Source organism: Photorhabdus heterorhabditis, assembly GCF_018448905.1.
Lineage (GTDB): Bacteria > Pseudomonadota > Gammaproteobacteria > Enterobacterales > Enterobacteriaceae > Photorhabdus > Photorhabdus heterorhabditis.
Window position 1 is genome coordinate 1 of sequence record NZ_RCWA01000039.1, and the last position, 26,285, is coordinate 26,285.

Here is a 26,285-nt window from a genome sequence, read left to right on the forward strand (position 1 = left end):
ACGTACTGCAAACGAAACCCGCCCCCGCAATATCGCCTTTAACTACATAGTGAGAGCAGCATAATGACAGAACAGAAATACTCTTTAGAACATGAAACCGCTGTATTGGGTAAAGATGGATTAGCCACTCAAGCAGGCTGGATAAAGGTTTATCACTCAAATCAAATCACGAGAGAGTTCACAAACTCTGATATTGAATATCTCATGCTGGGTGTCAGTGTATCAGCCGGGGCTTATCCCGATGCGCCAGAACTTCCTCAATCTCATGATGTAGCCGTTCGCCGCAGTGAAGATAAACGCTGTTGGGAAATCGTGCCTGACTACCGGGGTAAAGTGGCTTATGACACATTGACGCGGGCGGCTATTGAGATAACTGAAATCGGCGAGTTACCCGATACTCTCACATTCAAAAAGCCTGATACTGATTACGACAAATGGGACGGAAAAGGCTGGGTCGTTGATAAAGACTTGCTCAAAGCACATCAGATAAACGAAGCGAAGCAGCAACAAGCAACACTGTTACAGCAAGCAAATAACACGATAGAGTTGATACAAGACTCTGTTGACTTAGAGATTGCGACAGATGCAGATAAAGAAGCATTACTCGAATGGAGAAAATACAGAGTACTACTCACTCGTGTAGACGTGAACCAAGCGCCTGATGTTGAGTGGCCACCAGCGCCGAAGTGATGGGACATATATGGGACGGGTATCGCAGGGTAAGCCAAAGCAACAACAGGTAACCTTGGGTAAGATGGAGTGTGTGAGCACTGATAAATGCGGTAATTTGTTGATTTAAAAAGTGGTTCTACTCTCTTCTAAGCCGTAGGTCACAGGTTCGAATCCTGTAGGGCGCGCCATCTCCAAGTATCCAAACGTCTTTTGAAGTCTACAAATTCCTTAAAAAACAAAAAAATCAAGAAACTACAATCTATCGATGTCTACTAGAGTATGTTGAAATCCACAGATCTCTGGGGGCATAATAGGGGGCATTGTTAGGTTCAATCAAAATGAATGCTCCCAAATGAAGTTGACAGCCAGACAGATAGAGACCGCGAAGCCCAAAGACAAATCGTACAAACTCTCCGATGGTGGGGGCATGTACTTAGAAATTTTCCCGAATGGTTCCAAATGTTGGCGGCAAAAATATCGTTTTGCTGGCAAAGAAAAGCGATTGGCATTTGGTACTTATCCCACCGTAACTTTGGCAGAAGCCAGAAACAAAAGAGAAGACGCCAAGAAAATATTGGCAAATGGCGATGATCCAGGGCTAGTCAAAAGGCAGGAAAAAAGGGAAAAGGCTCTCATCGTAAATAATAGCTTTGAGAAAATTGCCCTTGAGTGGCACGCTTGCAAGGCTCCTAACTGGTCAAAGGGATACGCAGATGATCTTTTAGAAGGCTTCACAAAAGATATTTTCCCTTATATCGGTAAACACGCTATCACCGATATCAATTCCTTAGACATGCTCACCGTCCTGCGTAAAATGGAACAACGCGGCGTTCTTGATAAGTTGAAAAAGATCAGACAGGCATGTAATCAAGTTTTCAGATACGCAATTGTCACGGGAAGAGCAGAATATAATCCTGCGGCTGAACTGGTTGGCGTATTAGCGACACCAAAAGCCAAGCATTTCCCACATTTGAATGTTGATGAATTACCTGCATTTTTACAGGCGCTTTCCCTCTATAGTGGAAGTAAAATTACTCAAATCGCTACCAAATTACTTTTACTTACCGGATTAAGAACAATAGAGCTACGAGCCTCTACTTGGACAGAAATTGATTTAGACAAAGCAATTTGGGAAATCCCACAAGAGCGCATGAAAATGCGTCGGCCTCATATTGTTCCGCTTTCTGAGCAAGCTTTGGCTTTGCTGAGAGAGTTGGAAGCGATCACAGGCCGATTTAACTTTGCTTTTCATGGTAGGAATGACGTAGGCAAGCCAATGAGTGAAGCCGCCATTAATCAGGTTCTTAAGCGTATAGGTTATGATGGAAGGGCAACAGGCCACGGATTCCGCCATACAATGAGTACAATTTTGCATGAACAAGGCTATAGCTCTGCATGGATTGAAACACAGCTTGCACATGTTGATAAGAACAGTATTCGGGGAACTTACAATCACGCTCAATATCTGGATGGTCGTAGGGAAATGCTGCAATGGTATGCGGATTATATGGATATGTTGGAGCGAGGTGAAAATGTGTTGATCGGAAAATTTGGCAAAAGGGCGTAGTGGATAAGTTCCATATGTTAATCTGTATTAACTGAACATTTTAGGATGGCTTTTGAACAATGCTGATGAATGAATATTGCTGTTTAAATTGGTTTGATATCGATAAATATGAAGAATATGTTCATTCCTTAAACCATGAACAATGGTTTCTGGCTTTGAAAATACGGCATGAATATTGGAATTTTCCCACAAAAATAAAAGAATTACGTTCTTTCTATAAGGAAAAAAACTATAGGTCAGATATTATTGATGACAAGGTTGAAAAATATAATCAATTTATCAATGATATTGAAATTAAAACTGTTTTATCTCTTGATTATTTAAATTATAACAAAGAATTTCTTCGTGAATATATGGAGTTGCCATTACATACGATGAGTGATGTTGATCTCCAGTTTACCGCTCATCAGCATTCCATTGGTGATTTATCATCTGATGAATTCATACATAAGGTTCTCATTGAGAAAGACGAAAATTATGTTAATGACAACGTTATTACTTATAAAGGAACCGAAGATAGCCGCTCTGAATGGTATCTTAGTGTTAATCTGGCTGCAAAAGATGATGTGCTTTATCAGGCATTCAAACAATTTTTAGCTGAAGAAAGACGTAAAAAGAATATCTTCCCAAGAAAAGATATCTCTGAGATTGAGATTAAGAAATTTATTAATCTTAGATTACTATAATCATCATACAACACATAGCAACGAAGGTGAGTGTCACTGAAGCCCATGTTCTTTGTTCTATAAAGCTCTAAAAAAATCGTTTCTGCCAACCTCATATTTTCTTCATAAACAGCATGTTATCAGTAAGCTACATCGAGTTTTCTCACTTTAACACCGCAAAAAACGATAAGATTAGATGACAAATTATTCATTATATTTTTTAAATATATCTTCATGGCTTATCAATTTTGGTAAAAAAAATTTACATCTGAAAATATAGTGATTAATATTCCTTCAATGAGAATCATCCGTAAAATCGCTTTGAAAAAAAATTATTAGAAAACAGTTGATTGTGTTTTTTTTTCATTTTTAATGTTTTAAACAAGCACGACGCTTTATTAAAAAAGTTTAATCCAAGTAGATTGGAAGATTTACTCGTATATTTTGAGGTAATGACTTTGATTAAAAACATAAGAAAAACAGCATGTTCAGAATGGGTCATTAGAAACAGCCTTTACTGGATGAGTGCCTATAGCCGTTGGAAGCTGGATGAGTATGATGACTATTGGATCGTGTCCTTCGATACTTATAGTGGAGAGGTTGAGTTCGAATTCGAACGACTTCTCAACGACTATAAGCTTCGAGAAAGACTCCAGAGCCAGACAGAGCAGGTCAGGAATTCGATCATCGAGAATGTCCTCAAAAGCATTGATTCGAGACTTGCTCAATGAACACCATGCCGTTTAACTTTGACCGGTTGAATGATGGCAAAATCTTCATTAGCAACCTGGCGGGCTTCCATAACTTCGTAGAAGACGAAGAGCTGCGACTTCTTTCTCAAAACCGTTTCCCTAGCGATCATCCGTCCTCTGCAAAATTGGAAGGGCGACTGTTTATAACAGGGGATTCTACTCAAGCTTTAGCCAAAGCTTCATTAAGTTCTGGTTTCGCTAAACGATTGATGAATGAGTTGGCTGTCAGACCTATCTTTATGATCGTTCCAACACTGAGGTGCGACCATACCTGTAAGTATTGTCAGGTCAGTAGAGCAGCGGTTGGGGCGAATGGTTACGACTTGGACCCTGCACTGATCCCTGAAATCGTCAGTGTTATTAAGAAACTTGGAACAACCCCATATAAAATTGAGATTCAGGGAGGAGAACCTCTCCTTAGGTTTGATCTTGTTCAGAGGATATATGACGAATGCCAAAGTTTACTTGGGCATGATGCCTTTGAAATGGTGATCGCAACTAGCCTGTCGCTTCTGGATGCTTCGATCATTGACTGGGTGAAAGATCGGAACATTACATTTTCTGTTTCCCTCGATGGTAAGGAAGATGTTCACAATAAAAATCGAATTTTGACCGGAGCAAAAGCCCATTCTAAGGTGGTCGCAGGAATCCAGACTATCCGTGATGAACTTGGTCCAAGTCGTGTAGCAACAGTAACTACCGTAACCAAAGAACTGACTGCTGATCCTGCCTCAATAGTTGAAGCTCACTTGTCGTTAGGTCTGAAGGATATGTTTATCAGACCTGTTAGTCCCTATGGTTTTGCTCACAAGCAAAGTTGTACGTTTTCGATGCCAGAGTATTTTGAATTTTATGATCAACTAATGCAGGAAATCCTCTGGCAGAACCAGGAGGGAATCCCTGTAGTTGAGCATTCAGCCGCGATACACCTTAAACGTATCTTCAATCCGGGCTTTAGCGGTTATGCAGACTTGAAATCACCGAGTGGGGTGGTGCTCAACTGTATCCTTTTCAACTATGACGGTAGGGCGTATGGTAGTGATGAAAGCCGTATGCTTCAGAAAGCAAATCCAGAAGCGGATTTCAGTGCAGGGAATTTCTCATCACTGTCTTTCAGTAGCAATGAATATTATCAATCTTCGTTAGTATCATCATTCAACTTCGCCATGCCTGGCTGTGACACCTGTGCTTATCAGCCTTTCTGCGGGTCTGATCCCTGCCAGAGCATAAGTGTTCATGGAGAACCAGTAGGTGACAAAAGTCGGTCTACCTTTTGCCATTACCACAAAGGAATGTTCCGTTATTTGTTAAACGAGATTTCCAAGGATGGAGCGATGGCAAAAATGCTCAAAGGCTGGGCTTATGTCTGAGGTGTTGAGAAACGATATTTTTCACTTTTCATCTGAAGAGATTGTTCAGCGGGGGTTCTATCGTCTTTGTAAGTATAAGCCAGTGAATCCGCAGTTTTACCTTCCAAACCTCTTAATCAAGGAAAATCTCGATGATTCGAGTAATCCTCCTTATTACTTAGGTTCAGTGTGTAGTAAGCAGTTATACGATTCGATTGAAGATGGAGATATTGGGATAGTTAATAATGGCAATATGATCAGGGTTATCCTGTCTCGTAAAGCCAACCACAATACTGTTCTAGTTACAGAGAGATGTAATAACCTTTGCCTTTTCTGTTCTCAACCTCCAAAAACAGGAAATGATGATTGGTTACTCAACCAGTCTGCACTTGCCATAGCCTCCTTCGCTTTAGATGGAGTGGTAGGGGTAAGCGGTGGGGAGCCTCTTTTGTATGGGGATGATTTTCTAAACTTCCTCGATTTCATCATAGAAAACTCGCCTGAAACTTCTCTGCATATTTTGACTAACGGACGAAAATTTTCAGATGCAAGCTTTGCAGAGAAGATTAAAGATCGATGCGAAAAGCTTAAGATAACCTTTGGAATTCCACTTTACTCATCCAGGCAAGCGGTACATGACCAGTTAGTAGGTAGTAAAGGAGCATTTGACGAAACGGTAAGAGGACTCATAAATGCCGGAAATTCTGGCATTAACATTGAACTAAGGATCATTCCTACTCAAGATAACCATAACGAACTAAACGAAATAGTTGAGTTTTCAGGGAGGGTTTTCTCAAATATCAACCAGATATCACTCATGGGACTGGAGTCGATTGGTTGGGCAAGAAAAAACTGGTCAGCGATTTTCATTGAGCATGAAAGTTATACTGATAGTCTGCTATCTGCCATTGATAGTGCTCACAGATGTGGTATCCCTCTGGCCATATTTAATTTTCCTCTTTGTCATTTACCCAGAAAGGCGTGGAGAATAGCTACACAATCAATCTCTGACTGGAAAAATTTTTACCCAAAAGAATGTGATGAATGCACTCAGAAATCTTCCTGTGCTGGTTATTTCAGTTCATCAAAAGGCCGTTTTCATCAACCTCCGAGTCCAATTAAATGAAAAAATTCAATTTTGCTGCATTACTTCCGGGATTTCTTGCACTCAATAACTCCGTTTGGGCAAGTGATTCTTCTACTGGAGCGAGTGAGCTACCTGGCATGACACTTAACGAGCATGATTTGGTGATAGCTCCATTGAATACAGAAGTTCCGTTCTACATTGCTGGGCATCGTAGTCACAGTTCACACCGTAGCCATAGTTCTCACAGGTCATCATCAGGCGGTGGTTATTATGGAGGTAGTGCTCCTTACTATCCAAAAAAATATAGCTCACCAAGTTCATCTGATAACTCGAGCTCAGGTTCTTCATCTTCTTCAGTCCGTTCTCTTCGTTCAAACAGTCACAACAATTCTTCCACAACTAACTCATCAAGCATCACTGGAGTAGACAGATCATCAAATGATTTAGTTTCAGATTCAGAAAAGCGTAAAAGACTCATTATGCGGGTTCAGTTCGCATTGCTTGATAAAGGATTTTACAATGGAACAATCGATGGAAAGATGGGACCCTTAACACGGTTAGCTTTAAGAACATATCGTGTTGAGAATGGATTGCCTTCTCCTACAACCGAAACTTTGGATACTCAAATACTTAATTCACTGGGTATTCTTGCTCGTTGATTCTTAAAGAAGGATAAGTATTTATGGTTAACACATACAATATTTATAGATTTCGCATTTCTAATCTTAAAAAACTGATTGATAAAGCCATTTCAGTTGGACTGATCAAACAAAAGGAAAAAGATATTGATGATTATAAAATGTGTTTTTACTTTTCTAAAGGATTAGAGGGGAGTCCAATATGGTGGTGGGAAACGTATAGGCAGTTTTTTGATGAGGCAGTGGATGAACCTAAAAATAAATTTTATTATGGTTTGCTTATTTGTATAAAAAATATCAAAAACCCTGATTTTGGATTTGCAATAACACTTGGTAAGTCTCATTTTTATGTTAATAAGTTTATCGAACGGAACTTTGGTATTGAGTTAGCTATCAGGATTGCGAACGAAGAAACTATCTTGCTAAAGAAAAGCACGTATTTTTCTGGATCAAAAAAGCAAGAGATATCGTCATATAAAAATTTCATAAAAGATAGTTATGAACCGGGAGAATCAGTAGACCATTTGAAATTAAAAGCTACGGACAAGGATGTTTGGGGAGCGAAAAATATTATCTTTGCTGATTCCATCCAAATGGATATTGATAAAAAACCAGAAGAGTTAGCACATATTTTTGATAAGATAATATTGGCAATGGCGGATACGCAAAGCATCCGCCTTCCAAAAAGAGAGATGGTGACTGATGAGGAATTAACATTAAACTTAGATTGTGTGCTATTTGATTATTTAAAGCGAAATGATGCTTCTCTTCGATTAGAAGAGTTCCAAGTTTATGGTGTTAACTTTTGTTTTAGCTTTACAGAATATAATTATAAAATTGCAACAAAGATTGGTAGGAAACATCTTCTTAAAGAAGAACTCGGCAATTCTATCAGTATTGAAGCTATATCCAAATACGTTAAAGCATATCCTAAAATAAAATCTTTAAATGACTTAGTAATCACATTTGACATAGAGGATAAAGGCAGTAAGTTTACGAGGCCACTTAAGGAAATTTTAGATATATATATCCAGAGCGGTGATGTTCACTATTTTCTAAGTAATGGTGATTGGTGTTGTTTTAATCAACCTTTTTTGAGCTATTTAAGGGACTCTCTAAACAATATTGATTTAAAGATCCAAGATCCTTTAGATGAAAATGATTATTTGGAATGGCTTTCAGTCAAAAAGGATAAGATCGAAAAAGGAGAGTATGTTGAAAACAAATTAACTTACAGGGAATATTATTTTAATGAGAAGAAATCGAATGAAGAAGGCTATGAATTGTTAGATAGAGAGCTAACGCTAATAAATTCTATTGAAAATAAAAAGAAGAAATATAAGCTTGAAATTGCTGATTTATATAAAGATGGGGAAATAATTTCTGTGAAAATCTCTGCTAAAGATAAAGAGCTAATTTACAACATTGAGCAGTCGAAGGATGCACTGGAATTGATCCTAAATGGGGGGGTTAAAAGTGATAAGGAAATTAAATATGCATCTCTTTGGTTCGTATTTGAACAGGATATTAAACGGATAACTGAAAAAAACTCTATTCAATTCTTACTGGCTTTACAGTCATGGAAAAAACTTGTTGAACATTATTCAATTACTCCTAGGATCTATTTTTCAAAGCATATTAACTTTAAAAACTAAATTGCATTTTCTATACAGGCAAGATGTTTATCTTAATATTCATTATCCTGAAAATAACCAAATCTACTTATATCATAGAAAAGCACTGCAATAATATTAATTTCGCCCGAGCTACAAGAACAGTGGGCGAGAGTGTCTTTTACTGAGCAGTCAATATGTTCTCATAAAACGAAAGTCAGGATTTACTTAAATGTGAGATGATTTTGCTCAATAATACTGTTAATAAGTGCCCGTCAGTGGTCGAGTACTTATTCTGAGTTTTCAGGGCGGTAATCAAGCATAAAATACTCCTGCTAGAGAAAAAGTCACTCAAAGTGAAGGCTTATATAATTAATGATGTTGCACTTATTATGTGAATCTATCAACATTATTTAATTTTAGGAGAAAGTGTATGAGTCACAAGAATGATTTTAAGGCTTTTTCTATTAGTAATAATGCGAATGTAATAAGCCAGGGGAAATATGAAGAAAACCAGAGTTTGCAGACTGGATTTCCACCGGATAATGTTTCTACTCATTTGTTAAATAAAGTATTGCGTCAAGCATCAACCATATCATCTGTCGTAGCTGAGTTTATTGCAACATGATCTGACAATGATGTTTTGGATGATGGAAATATAGCCAGTCTCACCGGTCAATTAAATAAAGCTTTAGAGCAAAAAATTACAACAGATATTCCCAGTGCTTCATTAACACAAAAAGGTGTTGTCCAACTGACAAATGTGATTGGCAATAGCGACACATTGGCGGTTACACAAAAGCTTATTCAGGAGGTAATAAGTTCATTACGTGAATATACCCGTGAAGAGATAGATAATAGGATTAACATAGCCAGTGAAGTTCCTATCGGTTCTCCTATTCCATGGCTGTTGCCCCATCCACCTATTGGCTATTTCACTTGTAACGGTTCAGCTTTTAATAAATTACAGTACCCAAAATTAGCTGAAGCTTATCCTGATGGGAGATTACCCGATTTAAGAGATGAGTTTATCCGCGGATGGGATGATGGGCGTGGCATCGATATTGGACGTAATCTATTGAGTACTCAGGCTGATGCGTTTAAAAGGCACAATCACAGTATTTCGACTACTAATAGCCCGAGTAAAACTCTTGAGGATACAGACCCCGTGCGTGGTAGTCTGATTGGAGGAGCTAGCTATCGAGGGGGTTTAGGGGAAAGAAAGTCTATTGGAATGAATGGTGAGCACGAAACCCGTCCCCGCAATATTGCCTTTAATTACATAGTAAGAGCAGCATAATGACTGAACAAAAATATGCTTATTGAAAGCCCAAAAAACACAAGAAGCAACTTTACCGGAATGGAAGTAATACAGAGTATTACTAAGCAAGGTAGATATTTTACAAGCTACTAATGTTGGATGGCCGGGGATGCCAAAAGTAAGAATAGGGAATTGTGGGCTGTTGTCTGCCAAGTGAAATAATGTGATTTTTCACTTGGCATTATATCAATGAGAATGTTTATTGCTTTATTGGTAATACATATTTACACAGCTTTTATTTCTCCTGGAGAGGAATACCGAGATTCTATTACAGGGCTATATAGCCCTGATTGCCATTATTATGGTTTTTCAGGTGCTTGCACACGAACATTGATCATTCTTCCGTCTGGAATATCGCATAGTTCACCATCATTGTAATAAACGATTTCTCCTATGGCAGTTATGCTTTTGACGCGCTTGTTTTGAGCAAACTCTGGCGCGTCGGTATTTTGACGATGATAACATTCGATAGTTATATCGCCGCTGGATGTGTCTACCGATTCGCGAACCCAAATAAGATTTAACCCGTTGCTGTCTGCTGGAACGACAGTGCCACCGTGAATTCCCCATGCTCCATCTTTGGCAAAACCGTTGCAGCCGCTGATACGATATTTCCCGGTATCTACACGCTTAACAGTCATTCCTTCAGCTTCGCAGGTTAACTCGTAAGTTCCGTCTGGATGAATATCTACAACTGGGCTGGCTTTTCTAAGAATGCCGTTAGCGTCAGGGTGTGCGTTTTTGTCTGTCCAAAGTCGGCTAACTTTTGTATTTCCGCCCCCATCATTTCCGTGGATAAAGCTAATACCGGCATAGTCATAATGCGCGACAAATCCTGCCCATATGTCATGCATTCTGGTTATATAGCCGCCTGACCATGGATAGCCAATACCATGATCCCCGTTAAATCTGAATGAATGACCGCCCTGCGGCAATGATTTTATCCATGCTGTAAAATCAGTTATATTCGCTTGAGTCACATATTTTGGTTGGATAAATTCAGATCCTTCGGATTTTGCATATGCTCCGATATCCGCCGCAGTTGGTTTATGTTTTGTTGTGTAAATATAAGTCCAATCTTCCTCAAAACCATAACTATCACGGGCAGAGCGATAAGCAATTCCGCCATTTCTGTATTGCACTTTCAATTGAAAAGCGGGGCAACTTCCAATGCCGTTATTGAAATGAGCGATATGCGAAGAATCTATTCCAGGGTTCAGCAAATCATATAACCCTGTGTTTGCGTTCCAGGGGACTTGATTATTAACAGTGTATCTTTCTGTTAATCCGAGCTTAAATGCTCCCACATCCCCGGCATTCAGAATGACATCTCCGGTCAACGCCTTGCCGTTAATTTTTCTACTATTCGGCACGGCATTCTTGGCCTGATTCACCGTTTCCGTTAATCCGATATTTTTCACAAACGCATTTTTATCAGGAATGTCTGCGCCATTTTGGTTTTTTGCCAATTTGTTGTTAGCATTCTCATTGACATCAGAAACAAGTTTCTGAGTGACTGCAAGTGAATTACTGTTGCCGGTTTTGTCTGTGAGTTGAACTATTCCTTTTTGAGTTAATGAAGCACTGGGAACTTCTGTTGCGATCTTTTGTTCTAAGGCTTTATTTAATTGAGTAGTGAGTTTGACTATATTTCCATCATCCAGAACATCATTGCCAGATTGTGTCTCTATAAAATTAGCTACGACAGATGATATGGTTGATGACTGACGTAATACCTTATTTAACACATGAGTGGTAATATGCTCTGGAGGAAACCCAGTTTTCAAACTTTGTTCTTCTTCATATCTTTCTTGGCTTACTACATTTGCATTATTGCTAATAGAAAAAGCCTTAAAATCATTCTTCGTACTCATATACTCTCCTCAAATTAAATAATGCCGTTTTATGGTAAATGTATTAAATTATTATGAAAGTAACTCTCTGAGATGCACGTTAATGACAGTTTAGTTCGAAGTGAGAATAATGAAATGTTCTTATAACTTAGATGGTTAACTATTTTTGTATAATTGGTGTAAATAAATTATTTAATATTTTTAAACCAGAAATATATCTAAGCTATTTATATTTTGTATGGATATTTAGTAAGGTAAAATATATTGAATTTGTTCTAAGTAATATGTTTTTTATATCATTTCACTCTGTTTTATGCGTATTATGTGTTGGTGAAAAAATAAATCAGTTTATACGTAACTTATAATCGATAAAAAATTATATACCCGTCATCTTTCAAGCTGCTGCTTGAAAGATGACGGGTATATTTATTCACTGTTGTTCGGTTTTCTTTTATTTATAATCCGGCGAGGCACAGCTCTATGTTAAAAACATATTCTGTATCAGGTGAACGTCCATGGTCAATAGTATGGCAATTTGGTGGGCTGGTGAAATAATGGCTTATAAAACCAGCTGGTTACTGCTAATTATGCGCCGTTCTCTTGTACCGGAATAGGCATAACTTTGAGGTCATGCGCAATGCTAAATTCTGCTTCAGTTTTTTCCCGCAGAACTTCTGGTGTGACGTTTGGTGCATGTTCTTTCAGGATTAACTGGCCTTGTTCAAAGTAGAAGACGCCCAGTTCAGTGACAATCATGCTGACTTTGTTGATGGCGGTAAGTGGCAGAGTACATTGCTTGACAATCTTTGCAGAACCATCTTTGGTACAGTGTTCCATTGCAATGATCACTTTGCGGGCACCCGTGACAAGATCCATGGCGCCCCCCATGCCGGAGACCATTTTTCCCGGTATTGTCCAGCTCGCCAGATTGGCATGCTGGTCAACTTGAAGAGCGCCCAAAACACAGGTGTTTACGTGACCACCTCGGATCAGAGCAAAAGAGAAGGCACTATCAAACATGGAGGCTCCGGGCCGAATGCCACAGGGTTTTCCACCGGCGTTAACCAGATTGGGGTGGATTTCTGTAATGGGACCCAAGCCGAGAAAACCGTTTTCTGATTGGAGGGTAACATGAATATTATCGGGCAGATAGTTCACGACTTGCGTGGGAATGCCAATGCCAAGGTTGACAACGTCGCCGTCTTGTAGTTCGAGAGCAACGCGGTGGGCAATAAGTTGTTTAGCATTCATTATTGTTTTCTCCTGGATAAACGATGTAGTCGATCAGTGCACCAGGTGTGATAACGCAATCCGGTGCAATTTCTCCCACTTCAACTAGCGCATCCGGCTCAACCAGCGTGACGTCAGCAGCCAGAGCGATCAAAGGGTTAAAATTCCGCGCGCTTAATTGGTAGGTCAAGTTACCATGATAGTCGGCAATATGGGCTTGAATGAGTGCTAGATCGGCGCGCAGTGGCAGTTCCAGCAAATAGTCTGTTCCATTGAGGGTTATTTTTTGTTTTCCATCTTCTACAACCGTACCCACTCCAGTAGGGGTCAAGAATCCGCCTAAACCTGCTCCGCCACAGCGAATACGTTCAATCAACGTCCCCTGAGGAACCAGTTCCACTTCTAGTTCTCCAGCAATCATTTTGTGTCCGGTTTCTGGGTTAGTACCAATATGTGAGACGATGACTTTTTTCACCCTGTCATTCGTCACAAGAAGACCAATACCCATGCCGATGTGACCAGTATCGTTGGCAATGAGGGTCAGATCTTTTACACCGGAGTTTAGTAATGCGGAGACTAACCGGGGAGGTGTCCCTATGCCCATAAAACCGCCTATCATGATAGTCATGCCATCATAAAAATGCTTTGTGGCTTGCTGGATGCTAATGCATTTATTTTTCATATTTATTCCCTTATATGATGTACAGAAGCTGACTTATATGACGAAATTCTCCTCTTTCCACCATAGCAGTCAGATTACGGTTGGTTGCTGCAATCAAGCGAATGTCGGTTTTAATAGTCTGGTTGCCGCCTAGGCGTTCAAATTCTTTTTCTTGTAATACACGCAGTAGTTTGGCTTGTAAGTTAGGTGGCATCTCGCCAACTTCATCCAGCAACAGAATGCCCTGATTGGCGCGTTCAAACAGACCCTGACGTTGTATCTGTGCGCCAGTAAAGGCCCCTTTTTCATGGCCGAACAGTTCACTTTCCAGTAAAGATTTAGGTAAAGCTCCACAGTTGATTTTGATGAACGGTCTTTTAGCCCGTGGGCTGTTGTAATGAATGGCTTTAGCGATTAGTTCTTTACCGGTGCCACTTTCGCTGGTGATCAATACCCTCGCATGGCTGCGGGCAATTTTCGCTGTATCTCGGCACAAGGCCATCATTTTGGGGCTGTTAGTCAAGATCCGCTCCCAGCCGTAGCTATCGGAAAGGGCACGGTGTCGTTGATTGACTTCCTGCTTCATCAATTAGCCTCCGAAAAACCTCGCCGTTCAGAGTAAGGGGAAAGCGGTGATTGGGAGTATAGAAAGTGTTGTTGAGCAGGAGCAAGGGCGAAAATGGGTAAGTGTGAAGGGCTTCTAATGGGTTTGATTAACTCTAGCCTTATAGGTGTATGGTGCCGGGATAATTTGGTAATGCTGAGAGGTACGACATGGTATTTTATGTCGTACCTTTAATCTATTTGCTAAGGTAATTGTAGGTCAGGATTTCTAAGAGAAATAGTTATAGTTCCGACATGATTACCGTTGCGGATATCTTTTCCATAATTAAAATCAAAATATTTCATCTGGTCTACGGTTTCTACTACCTTTCCGTTGATGGCTGTGAAATTCTTACGCAACATGGTATTCAGACCATAAGCATTAGCATCTTTTGGTGCAACATCAATGACGGCTTTTCCTGTATTTTTTCCCCTTTAGCCATGAATATGAATGTTGGATAAAATGTTAGGAATTTAGTGGTAAAGGATGGAACTTTAGCTATATTTAACCATTAACAATATATGATAAATGACAGGTATATGTCGTGTTGCTCATGGACCAGTTGTTGAGAATGGTACTCGGTTTTTCCCATATTCTAAGGTATCACAGCTCGTTAACTGCGATGGTTATTTAAAGACTTATAGATGTTAACTTTATTTTCATTAATTTCAGGCTACGGATTGTAGCTTGATTAGGGTGTTATGGAAAAATTGGAAATTCAAATCAGTGCCGTAATCTTGGCAAATAGAGATTGTGGATAAAAATTTTTTATAATTAGTTAGTTATGGCTATGGTAAAGCCGAAATTTAAGATAAAGGGGAACACTAATAGAAAAAATAAAAGAAATTAAAACTTGCTAATGGTCAATAAATGTGAGTTAATAGCGTCACTGGTTTGGAAGTACAGACCTATTTATGAAAAAGAAAGTTAAAGCAGTTCACCATTTAGCGTTATCCCTGATACCTCTTCATTGCGAATTCCTTCTAATTAGTACCCATAAGTAAAACTGAAAAACAGACCTCATACGCCTCGTGGCAACTTAATAAAATTAAAGGAAAACGTTATGTCTAATGCAATGACTGGTTCAGTAAAATGGTTTAATAACGATAAAGGTTTTGGATTTATTTCTCCAAAAGATGGTAGTAAGGATGTTTTTGTCCATTATTCTGCAATTCAGAGCAATAATTTCAAAACACTAGAAGAAGGTCAGGAAGTTTCATTCTCTATTGAGAATGGTGCTAAAGGCCCAGCAGCAGTAAATGTTATCGTATTATCCTGATTTGACTTAGTTGCTTGAATCCATTAGCGACTTTACGATAGCGATGAAGGTGATATCCTGAGCAGTTAAAGTTGTTAATAAGTTAAAACCCGCTTGATTGCGGGTTTTTTGTTGGTGGTAGCCGTATTTTATTTGATTTTCTGTTCGGCTTTTTCGTATTGGCTGTTTAAATAGAAACTAGAGGATTAACATGGAATCGTCTTTTCTGACTTCCAATTAAAGGTGCTTTCACCTTTAGAGTGAACTCCTGTCTAGCCCTTCCGCAGTGTTGTAAAACTCTCTTTAAAACGTACTAACCTCATTTTTGTGTATGTTTCAGAAATAACGAATCTGACGTGTTTGGTGGTAATGAGTTCATGGATTATCGCGTTGAAAATGGTTGTTTGTGAATCTATCAAGGTGACAAAATCATTAACTTTTCCATTTGCTATTAATCGCGGACATGAGCGCGTCGAGCTGGCTATCTAAGCTGGCATCAATGATCCCCACTTCTGTTTCTAGAATACAACCGCCCTGATCGAGGCGATCATCAGCAGTAACTTCCAAGTAGCCAATTTCAGGAAAGTCTTTATGTACTCGAGATATCTGTTCGCGCACTGTTGCGGCCTGTTCAGGATTAACACGTAGGATGACCTGTTTTTGGTTGCTGACTAATGAAAGCGCTTCTCGAACCACCTGTAAGGTAAGGGAAATTTGATCGTAATTCTTCAGGATCTTTCGTACAGCCTGTAATACCACGTCGCTCATTTGTTGCTCAATTTGCCGGTAGTATTGCTGGCATTGCAATTGAGTTTGATGAATCAGGCTAGCTTGTTCTGCACGAGCGGCATCAATTCCTGCCTGCCAACCCAGCTCTTTTTGCTGTTCATAAACTGTTTGAGCCTCTCGTTCAATTTCTCTCGCTTGGGCACGGGCGGCATCAAGCAATGATTCGGCACTGAGACAGGTCTGATAGTCTGCTTTACGTAGTATCAGAAGTTCAGGAGATAGTTGAAGGTGTTCTTTTGTTATTTTAATAAAAGGTAACATTCTATATTCACTTGTTTAGCTAATTTGAGACACAATGCTTGTGCCAATGGTCGTTCGGTCTGATTGACCGGCCAGTCTGGGAGGTTTTCATGGAGAGGAAGCCGCAGGTTCAGACATTTAACGAAGTCAGCGGGAAGGGGACTTATTGCCATTAGCCAGAACTGTAGCGCGCTGGTACGAAAATAGTTCGCAGTAATTGTAGGCGGTAATGGACGTTGCCAACCAGGCGGCCAGTTGCCGATGATGATATCGAGGTACTTTAAGCAAAAATGATGTCCCTCTCTCCCGAGTGAGTCATGCAAGTGGCGAAGTTCTGTCGCCAGCAGGCAATGGCGAATAGCTTGTCCATGAAGTAAGGCTCCCAGCCAGGTAAGAATCTGCTCTAGATAGGATTGCTTTAATAGGGCGATATTTCCCAACCGGGTCGGAAATTCATAGTCCACATTCAGATCAAATTGAGTCAACAACAGCCTATTGATCCTAGGAGAGCTACGCCATTCAGGAAGGGAGGACAAGACTGAAAGCCATTCTGGTGGCAGATGGTCAGAATGAATATAGCTGGCAGGGCAGAATCGGAACTGGTAGGGGGTTAATTCTGTTGCCATTATTGCACCTTGCTTCGGTGCCACAGGAACTGAGCTAAATTGCTGATAAATAGCAAGGCTAATAATAAAACCAAAAGCCCAACCAAGCGCCCCTGTGATTCTTCAGTGACTTGGATAGAGAATAAAGTCGTGTACCTTGGTGCTAATGGTACTTGACGCACGCCAGCCGCAGGAACTAATACGACGCTGATACGATCATAACTCAGCCCTTCAATGCTGTTATTGACCAATTGCTTTATCTGGGGGATGTAAGTGTCCAGTTGAACGTCAGCCGCGTGTTTGATGAACACGGAAGAAGAGGCCGGTGATAATTTTTTACCCAGTCTGTCTTGCTCCTCCGGTAAAACCACATGTACTCGTGCCACGAGTACTCCATCGATCTCCGAAAGTGTTCGGGCAATTTCCTGTGCTTTGGCAAAGTTGAGCCGAGCGCGTTCTTCTACCGGGGAGGAGATAAGGCCATCTTTGGGGAAGACATCCTGTAGAGAGGAAAAGTTTTCTCGTGGATACCCTTTACTCTTGAGCACCTCAACAGCTTGTGCGACATCAGATTCTTCAACTAACAATTTGATATTGCCATCTTTATCTGGCTGCTTATCAGAGGAAATGCCCGCTTCCCTGAGCAAGGCTAACATTTCGTTGCCTTCTTTTTGGCTAACTCCGGTGTAGAGTTCGATTTTACAGCCAGTTAGCATCAGGACAGCGAGCATAACGCAGATTATATAGGGTTTCTTCACAACTCCTCACTGGGCTTTCATTAGAGTTTCAACGTTTTGATTGAGTCGTCCTACCGTTTTGGCAATCAGCTCTTCTTGCAGGGTGATGCGCATCAGAGACCACTGCATTTGCATCAGGCTATTGGGATCACTGCCAGGGATAGCTAGCTGTGTTTCCAGTTCTTGTTTAGCTTGAGTAATCTGTTGTTTGAGCTGACCCAATTCACTGATCAGGTTGTTTTCAATTCCCTGATTTTGATTGGACATAGCAAGTTCAAAACGGGCAATATTTTCGGCACTGGCCTGAGGTGTGTTGAGTTCATCCAGGTTGGTTATCAGTGTCTCGCTTATTTGTGGTAGGTCCATTATTCCTCCAAATCGAGTTTGTGTGAGTTTCGTAGCAGGTTATCCATCATACCGTTACGGGGGATCAGTGTTTTTAACTCACGTTGGATTAGGTCATTCAGGTACTCATTACCTGCTAACGGTTCAATTTTACCCAGTACCTTGAGAAGTACGGTTTCCTGTTGGCGGCCTGTAGGCGCGAATTCACGAACAATTGCTCTGAGTTCTGGTATATCTAGGGATGGGTTGACGGGCAATGCCAAGCCACCAAACTGCGACCACAAGCGTTCTTGGACAGGGGTAGTAAGTTTGGCCTCTAACTGGGCATGTTGCGAAGGTTGGCTTTCAGGCGATAAGGTCTGATACCACTGCCAGATAGTTTTACGCTGTGTCGTTGAATCGAAGTCGCCTAAGACAGTTTCCAGCGGTTCGCCCTGAATCCAGCGTTGCTGCCGCTCTTTCAGCATTTGCTGATCGGGCAGGATTTCCAGTGCTTGCTCGAAGCTGTGTTGATGCCCAGAGCTGACCGGAGTCTGTGTCGTTGGTTGCGACACGGTGTTATAGGATGACCCTTCTATCCTATTCATGAGTCAGTTGTTCCCGCATGCCGTCAACAAAGGAGAGCAATTGTGGATCGTCACTGCCCGCCATTCGCGTCAGCCTTTGTTCCAGAGCTGATGCCAGCCCCAGACGCCACTCACACAAAGCTAACCAAGGTTCGAGGCCAGACCAGGGAAGGTCCCGGCCAAAATCCAGAGCCTGTTGATATTTACCTTGGTTCGTCAAAGAAGAGAGCCGAATCAGGCTTGCTGCTTCTTGTCCTTCATCGCTTGACATCAGCCAATCGGCAATAATGTTGGCTTCGTTATGGCAGTGATGACCGCTTCCAACCAGAGCAATATCTGCCAGTAACCCTTTGAGTGAACGTGTCATGATTAGATCTTCTGTAATATACCCTGCATCAGGTCTTTCATAGACCGGGTGACAGTAGAATTAATGTTGTAGATTACCGACCACTTGTTAATCTTGTGTTGCAATTCAGCCAGCAACGCGGGGTTATCAGGGCCGCTATTAAGAGCGGTGATTGCATTACTAACGTCGGTGTTAGCTGTGTTGGCTTGGGTACTAAGCTTTTCAGCAACCTGATCGAGTGTATTGACTGTGCCTGTGTGTTCAAAAATTTTAGCCATGATGGCCCCCTTCTGTTGTGTTAAGTATTGTCATTGCAGCTTGGATGGCATCAGCTTCCAACTGCCACTGTTGGTATTCTTGTACCGAACCTCCACGTCTCAAGCGTTGTTTGATATCGTTTAGCGCCTGAGAGAGGCGGTGTTGTATTTCGTTGACATAATCGGGATCAGCACCGAACAGTCGGGCCTCCAGGGATGTCATCATAAAGCGGGGCTCCTGTTAAGTTTGATGATAAATTGCTGTTCACCTTTGATAATGACAATGGCATCGTTGCGGATTGCTTCGATCCTTAAACCATTTTCTGTCGTTGCTCCAACCGGGTAACGCAGGTTATTTTTTAGTACCACATAGGGTACGCGTCCCAAGGAAACTGCTCGGACATCGAAGTTCAGTTCATCATGGCGGGAGAGCCGGTTGTTATTCAGTAATACCAGAGCTGGCCGGTTACCGAACTCTTGTTGAAATACTTGCTGTAAGCGGTAGAAGCTGTGAGTTTGGTGTTCATCCAATTGACCTGTGAACTCGATACGATCACTTTTATCCTGATAGGTTAGTGTGCTGGGTAAATCATGTTTAGCCAGTAGCGTATGTAGTCTCTTGAGATGGCTACCGGTTTGCATCGTCTGGTTTTCTATGCCAAGCAATCCAGGAACGTCGCGTTTAAGCAGTGATTCGATGTCATTCCAGTTCTGGTCAGCATCAGTTAATTCTCCGGTAAGGCGAATCCAACCAGGTTGTTTGCTATTGCTGCTTTGGATGTGGGTATAACCTAATTTCTGTAAGATGAAATCTACTCCCTGAAGTAATTCTTCCATAGTACGTAACTCTAGGCGGTAATTAAGAGGGTGAGTATCAAGATATTGTTGCAGTACCAGCCGATGGTGGTTGCGGTCCACATAACCCTTTATCAGTAGAGGCCCGTTATTAGGTGTCATTTGTACACTAACTTGACGATAGGCTGAGTCGTCATTAAGAAAACGGCGTAGTTCTTGCTCGGCTATACCATTGGACGTGTTGCTTCTTTTCCATCCTTCATGCCCAAGTAGAGCCAGAAAACCGAGTGCCAGTACCAAACAGGATACCAACATCCAGCCGGCGACTCGGTTGCGATTTTGTCGGGCGGGGTGCTGGTATGGGGTTGTCACTGGCTCGGCAAGTTGGTTTGGGAAGGTATGTTGTTGGTCACAGAAAGCCCATAGCAATGGGCCTGCTTCCTGACGGGCCAGCGCTTGCAATAAGGCACCCGGCGACAACGGTTCGCCGTTCTGATTTGGTGGTGCTTCACCAGCCCATTCCAACAGACGGATTGCGTCTGGTTCTACTTCTAAGATGAGATGCACAGGGGCAACATCCTCATCTACCAGGACGATGTCTGCTTGTAGAGGGTCGGAGCCGATGGTTAGACGTCCTTCAGCTAAATTGACCTCAATACTTTTATTTAGCCCGCGGTAAAAGCGAATTTTCCAACTCATCTGCTCGCCTTATTTTGTGCACGAACGCACCAATTATCCTTAAGTGAACATTGTTGTTCGATGATTCTCCATCCATAAACTTTGCCCATTCGGCATGAGGCCAGAAATGAGCTTTTACCTGCTTGCCGTAACGTTTCTTGTACTTGACGGGCAGGGGATAATGGTTGGCATTGTGCACTACTTAGTGCTTTACTCAGAGAAATGCTCTGATTAGAGATATCTTGTGTTGCCAGTAATCCGGTACGTAGATCCTGACCGTTACCCAAAGCCAGATAATTAGCTATTCCGCTATCAATTAGTCGTGGTTCAATAATGAACAATCGTACTGATCGTCTGACCTGTTCAGTGGTAGTGCGGAACAAGACACCCAAGTAGGGGATGTCGCCTAAGAATGGTACTTTGCGTACAGTTTCACTCATCTCATCACGGTAGATCCCGCCGATTAGCAGGCTTTGACCATGCCCAACCCGGGCAACTGTATCGACAATGGTTCGGTTAATTGTAGGAATGCTACCTAAGCCTGAACTATTGGGTTTCTGGTTACCATCTTCAATGTGTAGATTTAAACTGATTTCAGGGGCATCTCCTATTTTGACGACTCTGGGCGTCATGCGTAGCATGGTGCCATAGGTAAGACTCTTAAGTTCAGCCACCCGCTCACCTTCAACTTTTACGTAATAGGTTTCATTGTGGTCAATGACTGCCTGGGTGTTCTCCTGAGTGAGAAGTGTCGGGCGGGAAACTACCTGAGCACTGCCTTTGCTTTCTAACAAGGTTATTTTGGCCAGTAAATAATCCAGGCCACGGCGGTCGACTAAACTACCCAATGCAGTTGAACTGGGGCTTTCGCTTTTTCCTCCGCTCTTCTCTCTTTCCCTAGCTGAGGTTGTAATATCAATCACATGACGTGGACCGGTGTTGATGCCTACCTGCCAGTCGACACCCAACTCTGAGAGATTGTCCGCGTTGATGTCAACGATGGAAAGGGCAACTTCAATACGAGCTAATGGTTTATCCAGTGCATTGATTAAATGCGCATACATGGACATCCTTTCAGGATTGTCTCGTACAATGATTGCATTTAAAGCGGGTTCTGCTTGTATGACAGCACGGCTTGAATGGTTTCCTCCCATAGATGATGACTTTTCACCAGTGACAGTAGTGACATTGGCATCACTAAGCAGGCGGGAGAGGATGGTGGCTATACCCGGAGCTTCAATATTGGTATCACGATACTGGATCTTGCGATCGACAACTGAAGCGTATTTAAGTGGGAACATTTCTATGGTTAATGCGCCCGTTTTTTCGCTACGTAATAGTGACTGTTGTTCTAATGCAGAAGCGGTCTGATCGACCAGTTCAAGATAGCGGGGAGGGCCAGATACGTAAACTAGTTGGTTGGTTGAGTCAGGGCGCCAACCAAAGCGTGATTCCCAGATGCCAGCACGTATTAATACCTGCTTTAATTCTGCTGCGTTGGTCTGTTCAAGCTTAAAGAGACGCGATTGTATTTCGCTATTTTTGAATACATAAAGCACACTTCCATCGTAGTACCAGACCAGATTGTAGAGAGAAGATAAATGTTGCAGGAATGCCTGAGGACTATCTTGCTCAAAATGACCGCTAACCTGATCAGTCACTTTATCACTGACAATCACTGATGCTTCATAGTTAGCACCAAAATTAACCAGCACATCCCGTAGGCTTTCTCCTTTAGCCAGATAGTTATAAGGTGTGGGCAACCAGTCTAGATCCTGGCTAAATGCAGAGGGGAGCATCATTCCGCTGATACTTAATGACAACAGTAAGAAACGGCATATCCGTTGGAACTGCTTCATGGCTGCCATATTACCTGTTTCCATGGTGGGGCAGATGGCGTTTCTGGTAATAAAATCATTACCTGTTCCAGTAGGTCGATATGCATGGCTATCATCTGTTCCAGTATTTGAACATCCAGATTGTCAGGATCAAGACGTGCTTCCAGAATAAGATTCTCTGATTCATCCAGGACGAGTGCTTGAGGAGCATAGCGTCCCCAGTGAGTGACTTGTTGAAGTAATATTTTTAGTAATTCAGCGCTTGTCGGATCTTTTAGGTTATGACGCCAGTTTAGCGGACTGGATAACACAAGTTCGGTTCCCTGTTGGCGAAGGAACAGGTTGTAGTTATCAATGTGCAGATGGTAGTGTCCTTGTCTGTCGGAAACAAAAGGCTTATGGCCTAAGTGATTGGCCAAATGATTGAGTAGAGTTTGCATGTTTCCTCTGAATAATTAGGCTATCGTCGATTGCCAGTAAAAATTGTCCTGTGGTAAACATAAAGCCTGGGCACAAAGCCATTGTTGCAAATGGTTGGCCGCCTCGGAGTCACATTCTACGGCCGCTAACCAAGCCCAACATGATGACAATGCTTTGGGTACTGGCATAAAAGCCATCAGGTTGCCGTCGGTCTGGAGTGCATCTAGCCCAGTAAACCAATTTGGCCATGCTTCGCGGGCTTGGGTTTCAATTGTAACTAGCTGTTTTTCTAGCTGTTGCTTGCGTTGGTTAAGCTCTGTTTGCAAGGATATAACCTCTTGCTGATGTCGTTCCCGATATTGTGATGGTACGTTTTCAGCTTGCTGCCAAAAATGTGCTTTAGCACGTAATTGCCGTTCTTGAATCTGTAACTGTTCAAGTTCGGTGAACCAGAGTTCAATCTCTGGTTCTAGCAGGCAGAGCCACCAGTTAAATAGTGGCTGTAGTACCCAGTGCTGTAAAAGACATTTGTCGGCTAGGTTAATGTGGTCGCCCAGTACTTTATTCCAGTCGCATTCTGGTTGCGTAGCTGCTCTGATGAGTTGTTGTAGTTCATCACGTCTCAAAATTTGCCCACAATTTAATCTTCGGCGAAACCAGACCGATTTCACCAAGCTTTCCAGACGGTGTCTTGGTAGGAGACGTTGTAATAAAACAGACTGCTGGCTATTGATAATGTCAGCAGTCTGACACTGAGCTGCCTGTGATTTTCCGAGTAATTGATCCCGGCGCGGAATCCCAGACTGCATGACAGAGATTTTGCGACCAAGAAACATGCTGGTTCGAGTCTGATTATGGTCTTGCTGGCTCATGCTATGCTCATCTTGCTGCTAGTCACTTTTGTCGATTAAATTAGGAATGGCCTTATTTTATCTGTCAGGCCAATGGTTAACTTGTAAAAAACGTCAGATTATTTTAGCCAATCGTTACTCTTTGCCATATCTGGCCCGACTGGGGGTACAATCAAAGCGCCGTCGGTAGCTTTGAGTAAAGTAGGATTGACTGGAGAATCCAGCTTCCATAGAGATATCAACAATACTCATTTCGCTATTGAGGAGTAGCTGATGTGCATAAAGAATACGGCGCTCACTGATCCAGGCCCGTGGTGATATTCCGTATACAGAACGAAACAGCTCTTTGAAAGTGGTTAATCCCATACCGAATTCTTTCGCAAATTCGCTGAGTTTCCACTCTTTGAGGTAGTGATTTTCCATAAAACTTTGCAGACGTTCTACTTGGCGATTGCTTAGTTGTCGTAACACTGACATGAGCAAAGTACCTTGCTCCCCAAATGCTAACAACAATAGCAATTCTTCTGTTCTTAGTTGACCCAAGGCTGGAGGGTAATCATGAGCCAATAGATCAACCAGTCCGTGAATACTTTGAGATAATAGAGGGGATGAGGTAAATGTAATTAATTCGGGCATTGGCACATTGTGTCGTTCGACTTCACTAAGTAGAGTACCAAAACGTTGCAGAAAACCGTGAAGAAAAGTTGTACTCAGAGGCAACCAGAGTACCTTACAGGTATTACTACGAGTTTTTGCTGCATAACTGCCACGACGAACAAAAAGCAGCTCGTTGCGGGAGATATCGTAGGTATTGGTACTGTCCTGCCATGTCATTTCACCTTCGAGCAGGATATATATCCCTTCCTGATGATGTTCTATAACGTTGAAGGCAGGCATGCTACTCTGGAATAGAGTGATATCCATTCCTTTCCCTGATGTTATGATGCCGTTCATTTTATTGTCCTGGATCTATTGGTGTTGTCTTAAAAAAATATAAATCACGTTATTTTTATTGATATTAACTATATGTTTTCTTTAATTTTACTACCTGTAATAGACAGGAAGAATAATTTTGCATACTTAAATTGGATAGTGAATTGTAATGCCTTTTGATTAAAATAGTTTTTCTTTTGGTGGGTTTACTATCCCTACCTAAATAATAGTATTATTTTTACGTTTTATAAACGATAGATAAAAAGTGATAAATTTTTATTCATAATAACAAGTACCTATAGATTTAGTATTCTTAGCGTTTATCTCAGTAAGTGTGAATTGTTGCATACCGTTTTTTTGAATGACATTCTTATGTATGAGTAGTAAACACTGCTCAGATTTGCATTGTTATTACATTAAAACAACGCAGCAAATAAATAAGATAACCTAATGGATAAGCAGTTAGTCATATACCCGTCATCTTTCAAGTTGCCTCTTTGTTGGCGGCACTCACTCACCCTGGTCACAGAGTTATCTATACCCTTCATCTTTCAAGCTGCTGCTTTGTTGGCTGCGTTCACTTACCCCAGTCACATAGTTATCTATGCTCCTGGGGATGCGTTCTCTTGCCGCCGCACTGCAACTTGAAATCTATTGGGTATATGCTCCCGGGGATTCGTTCCCTTGCCGTCGCGATGCATCTTGAAATCCATTAGGTATAAACTGAGTTTTTATCCAGACTTAAATTTTCTCCTTTTTATTTCAAATGATGTATAAATAATTCAGAATATGTCAATTATTGTAATGATTAGCTGAATGTTATTGATTAAAAGATACAAAATCAGTATAAAATGAAACTTAATAGCTCAAATAGTCCTCGCATAATAATAGATCATTTGATAAGAAATTCAAATTTGGTTTGAACGATTTGATTGATAAATAAAAATAAGAAATCAACCCAAGCGCATTGAATTGTTTATTTTAATATCGTTTAAAGAATACTACGCCATCATTGGTAATTTTTATTAAATTTATTGTTTTATCTTAAACTTATTGTTTTATCTCAAACTTATTGTAATTATACAATTTGGTAACGATAGCCTGAGTCATTTTTGTTTGCATTGAGCATTGGGAAATACTTTAACGCCAATGCTCAATTCATATTATATTATGTTTACTGTATTCACGGTGGTGATGTTTATCTGAATTAAACAAACATCATCTCCGTTGGTTTAGTAATGTCGTCGTCAGGTGGATTTAATATAGGACTTAGGGCTTGGTGACCATCAAGTAATTTATGATAAGCAGAATCACATTCGTCTTCTGTTGCTTCTGTGGAAAGGGGCAGCCATAGTAGCAAATCCCCGGCAACATCAGCAGTGAGCCGTACAGGGTATAAAGTTGAAAAGGGATTGTTCACTTGCAATAATTGCAGCATAACGCCTTGCAGAACTTTACCTGGATAATCACCTAATTTCACTGCTAGCAAATAATTCTCATCAAACCGTTCTAGCAGGACATCGGGAGCTTGTTTGTTTTTGATACACAGCGTTTCTCCCGCTACAGGCAACTCTAGTTGATATTTTTTTAACCATTCTTGTAACATATATTATTC

Annotated in this window: 26 protein-coding genes and 2 pseudogenes; 10 read left to right on the forward strand and 18 right to left on the reverse strand. The window is 41.2% G+C overall.

The window, feature by feature from the left end; all coding sequences use genetic code 11:
* Window positions 1–63 precede the first annotated feature (63 nt).
* The 9 genes and pseudogenes from EAE89_RS18600 (at window position 64) to EAE89_RS18640 (ending at window position 9,643) form a co-directional block, all read left to right on the forward strand.
* Complete coding sequence (locus EAE89_RS18600; protein WP_214086391.1) at window positions 64–690, forward strand: tail fiber assembly protein; 627 nt, start codon at window positions 64–66, stop codon at window positions 688–690.
* Between the two features lie 334 nt (window positions 691–1,024).
* Window positions 1,025–2,239 (forward strand): tyrosine-type recombinase/integrase, encoded by a 1,215-nt coding sequence (locus tag EAE89_RS18605; RefSeq protein ID WP_214086392.1) that lies wholly within the window; start codon window positions 1,025–1,027, stop codon window positions 2,237–2,239.
* Window positions 2,240–2,298: 59 nt separating this feature from the next.
* Window positions 2,299–2,925, forward strand: coding sequence for a DUF6387 family protein (locus tag EAE89_RS18610; protein ID WP_054477468.1), 627 nt, complete (start codon window positions 2,299–2,301; stop codon window positions 2,923–2,925).
* Window positions 2,926–3,356: 431 nt separating this feature from the next.
* Window positions 3,357–3,635, forward strand: a complete 279-nt coding sequence (gene hxsD, locus EAE89_RS18615; protein ID WP_054477541.1) for a His-Xaa-Ser system protein HxsD — start codon at window positions 3,357–3,359, stop codon at window positions 3,633–3,635.
* A complete protein-coding gene (gene hxsB / locus EAE89_RS18620) occupies window positions 3,632–5,026 on the forward strand; it encodes a His-Xaa-Ser system radical SAM maturase HxsB (RefSeq protein WP_054477467.1) in 1,395 nt (464 codons plus the stop codon). The genes hxsD and hxsB overlap by 4 nt, the downstream gene beginning before the upstream one ends.
* A complete protein-coding gene (gene hxsC / locus EAE89_RS18625; RefSeq protein WP_054477465.1) occupies window positions 5,019–6,131 on the forward strand; it encodes a His-Xaa-Ser system radical SAM maturase HxsC in 1,113 nt (370 codons plus the stop codon). The genes hxsB and hxsC overlap by 8 nt, the downstream gene beginning before the upstream one ends.
* On the forward strand, window positions 6,128–6,751 hold the full coding sequence (gene hxsA / locus EAE89_RS18630) for a His-Xaa-Ser repeat protein HxsA (protein ID WP_054477463.1): 624 nt from the start codon (window positions 6,128–6,130) through the stop codon (window positions 6,749–6,751). The genes hxsC and hxsA overlap by 4 nt, the downstream gene beginning before the upstream one ends.
* A 23-nt stretch (window positions 6,752–6,774) precedes the next feature.
* Complete coding sequence (locus EAE89_RS18635; RefSeq protein ID WP_054477461.1) at window positions 6,775–8,385, forward strand: DUF6119 family protein; 1,611 nt, start codon at window positions 6,775–6,777, stop codon at window positions 8,383–8,385.
* Window positions 8,386–8,776: 391 nt separating this feature from the next.
* Window positions 8,777–9,643, forward strand: a pseudogene (locus EAE89_RS18640) (tail fiber protein).
* A gap of 320 nt (window positions 9,644–9,963) precedes the next feature.
* Here EAE89_RS18640 and EAE89_RS18645 read toward each other — a convergent pair.
* The 4 genes and pseudogenes from EAE89_RS18645 to EAE89_RS18660 form a co-directional block, all read right to left on the reverse strand.
* Window positions 9,964–11,538, reverse strand: coding sequence for a phage tail protein (locus EAE89_RS18645; RefSeq protein WP_054477459.1), 1,575 nt, complete (start codon window positions 11,536–11,538; stop codon window positions 9,964–9,966).
* A gap of 564 nt (window positions 11,539–12,102) precedes the next feature.
* On the reverse strand, window positions 12,103–12,768 hold the full coding sequence (locus EAE89_RS18650; protein WP_054477457.1) for a CoA transferase subunit B: 666 nt from the start codon (window positions 12,766–12,768) through the stop codon (window positions 12,103–12,105).
* Window positions 12,758–13,429 (reverse strand): acetate CoA-transferase subunit alpha, encoded by a 672-nt coding sequence (atoD, locus tag EAE89_RS18655; RefSeq protein WP_054477455.1) that lies wholly within the window; start codon window positions 13,427–13,429, stop codon window positions 12,758–12,760. The genes EAE89_RS18650 and atoD overlap by 11 nt, the downstream gene beginning before the upstream one ends.
* A 40-nt stretch (window positions 13,430–13,469) precedes the next feature.
* Window positions 13,470–13,970: pseudogene (locus EAE89_RS18660) on the reverse strand (sigma 54-interacting transcriptional regulator); the annotation flags it as partial.
* Window positions 13,971–15,075: 1,105 nt separating this feature from the next.
* Between EAE89_RS18660 and cspE the strand changes: the two are divergent.
* Window positions 15,076–15,291 (forward strand): transcription antiterminator/RNA stability regulator CspE, encoded by a 216-nt coding sequence (gene cspE / locus EAE89_RS18665; protein ID WP_054477453.1) that lies wholly within the window; start codon window positions 15,076–15,078, stop codon window positions 15,289–15,291.
* Between the two features lie 411 nt (window positions 15,292–15,702).
* On the opposite strand, the gene EAE89_RS18670 is transcribed toward cspE, so the two are convergent.
* From EAE89_RS18670 to EAE89_RS18735, 14 genes are all read right to left on the reverse strand, one after another.
* Window positions 15,703–16,320 carry an HrpE/YscL family type III secretion apparatus protein gene (locus EAE89_RS18670; RefSeq protein WP_054477451.1) on the reverse strand — a complete coding sequence of 206 codons (618 nt, stop codon included), beginning with the start codon at window positions 16,318–16,320 and terminating at the stop codon, window positions 15,703–15,705.
* Complete coding sequence (locus EAE89_RS18675) at window positions 16,299–16,925, reverse strand: Yop proteins translocation protein K (RefSeq protein WP_054477449.1); 627 nt, start codon at window positions 16,923–16,925, stop codon at window positions 16,299–16,301. The genes EAE89_RS18670 and EAE89_RS18675 overlap by 22 nt, the downstream gene beginning before the upstream one ends.
* Entirely contained in the window at window positions 16,925–17,635 is a 711-nt protein-coding gene (gene sctJ / locus EAE89_RS18680) for a type III secretion system inner membrane ring lipoprotein SctJ (protein ID WP_054477447.1), read from the reverse strand. The genes EAE89_RS18675 and sctJ overlap by 1 nt, the downstream gene beginning before the upstream one ends.
* Window positions 17,636–17,668: 33 nt before the next feature.
* Window positions 17,669–18,007, reverse strand: a complete 339-nt coding sequence (gene sctI / locus EAE89_RS18685) for a type III secretion system inner rod subunit SctI (RefSeq protein WP_054477445.1) — start codon at window positions 18,005–18,007, stop codon at window positions 17,669–17,671.
* Window positions 18,007–18,573: a YopR family T3SS polymerization control protein gene (locus EAE89_RS18690; RefSeq protein WP_054477443.1), complete on the reverse strand. Its 567-nt coding sequence runs from the start codon at window positions 18,571–18,573 to the stop codon at window positions 18,007–18,009. The genes sctI and EAE89_RS18690 overlap by 1 nt, the downstream gene beginning before the upstream one ends.
* The gene (locus EAE89_RS18695) at window positions 18,566–18,919 is read right to left on the reverse strand and encodes a YscG family type III secretion system chaperone (RefSeq protein WP_149616226.1); all 354 of its coding nucleotides are present in this window, start codon (window positions 18,917–18,919) and stop codon (window positions 18,566–18,568) included. The genes EAE89_RS18690 and EAE89_RS18695 overlap by 8 nt, the downstream gene beginning before the upstream one ends.
* Before the next feature lie 2 nt (window positions 18,920–18,921).
* Window positions 18,922–19,176 carry a type III secretion system needle filament subunit SctF gene (sctF, locus tag EAE89_RS18700; RefSeq protein ID WP_054477439.1) on the reverse strand — a complete coding sequence of 85 codons (255 nt, stop codon included), beginning with the start codon at window positions 19,174–19,176 and terminating at the stop codon, window positions 18,922–18,924.
* Complete coding sequence (locus EAE89_RS18705) at window positions 19,169–19,381, reverse strand: EscE/YscE/SsaE family type III secretion system needle protein co-chaperone (RefSeq protein ID WP_188093319.1); 213 nt, start codon at window positions 19,379–19,381, stop codon at window positions 19,169–19,171. Before EAE89_RS18705 ends, sctF begins: the two co-directional genes overlap by 8 nt.
* Entirely contained in the window at window positions 19,378–20,649 is a 1,272-nt protein-coding gene (sctD, locus tag EAE89_RS18710) for a type III secretion system inner membrane ring subunit SctD (protein WP_214086393.1), read from the reverse strand. Before sctD ends, EAE89_RS18705 begins: the two co-directional genes overlap by 4 nt.
* Window positions 20,646–22,496 carry a type III secretion system outer membrane ring subunit SctC gene (gene sctC / locus EAE89_RS18715; protein ID WP_054477435.1) on the reverse strand — a complete coding sequence of 617 codons (1,851 nt, stop codon included), beginning with the start codon at window positions 22,494–22,496 and terminating at the stop codon, window positions 20,646–20,648. Before sctC ends, sctD begins: the two co-directional genes overlap by 4 nt.
* Window positions 22,484–22,906 carry a YscB family type III secretion system chaperone gene (locus EAE89_RS18720; RefSeq protein ID WP_054477433.1) on the reverse strand — a complete coding sequence of 141 codons (423 nt, stop codon included), beginning with the start codon at window positions 22,904–22,906 and terminating at the stop codon, window positions 22,484–22,486. Before EAE89_RS18720 ends, sctC begins: the two co-directional genes overlap by 13 nt.
* Window positions 22,907–22,921: 15 nt before the next feature.
* Window positions 22,922–23,758 carry a T3SS regulon anti-activator ExsD domain-containing protein gene (locus EAE89_RS18725; protein ID WP_054477432.1) on the reverse strand — a complete coding sequence of 279 codons (837 nt, stop codon included), beginning with the start codon at window positions 23,756–23,758 and terminating at the stop codon, window positions 22,922–22,924.
* A 114-nt stretch (window positions 23,759–23,872) separates the two neighbouring features.
* Entirely contained in the window at window positions 23,873–24,691 is an 819-nt protein-coding gene (locus EAE89_RS18730) for a helix-turn-helix transcriptional regulator (protein ID WP_054477431.1), read from the reverse strand.
* 1,186 nt (window positions 24,692–25,877) lie between these two features.
* On the reverse strand, window positions 25,878–26,276 hold the full coding sequence (locus tag EAE89_RS18735; protein WP_054477428.1) for a type III secretion system chaperone family protein: 399 nt from the start codon (window positions 26,274–26,276) through the stop codon (window positions 25,878–25,880).
* Window positions 26,277–26,285 lie beyond the last annotated feature (9 nt).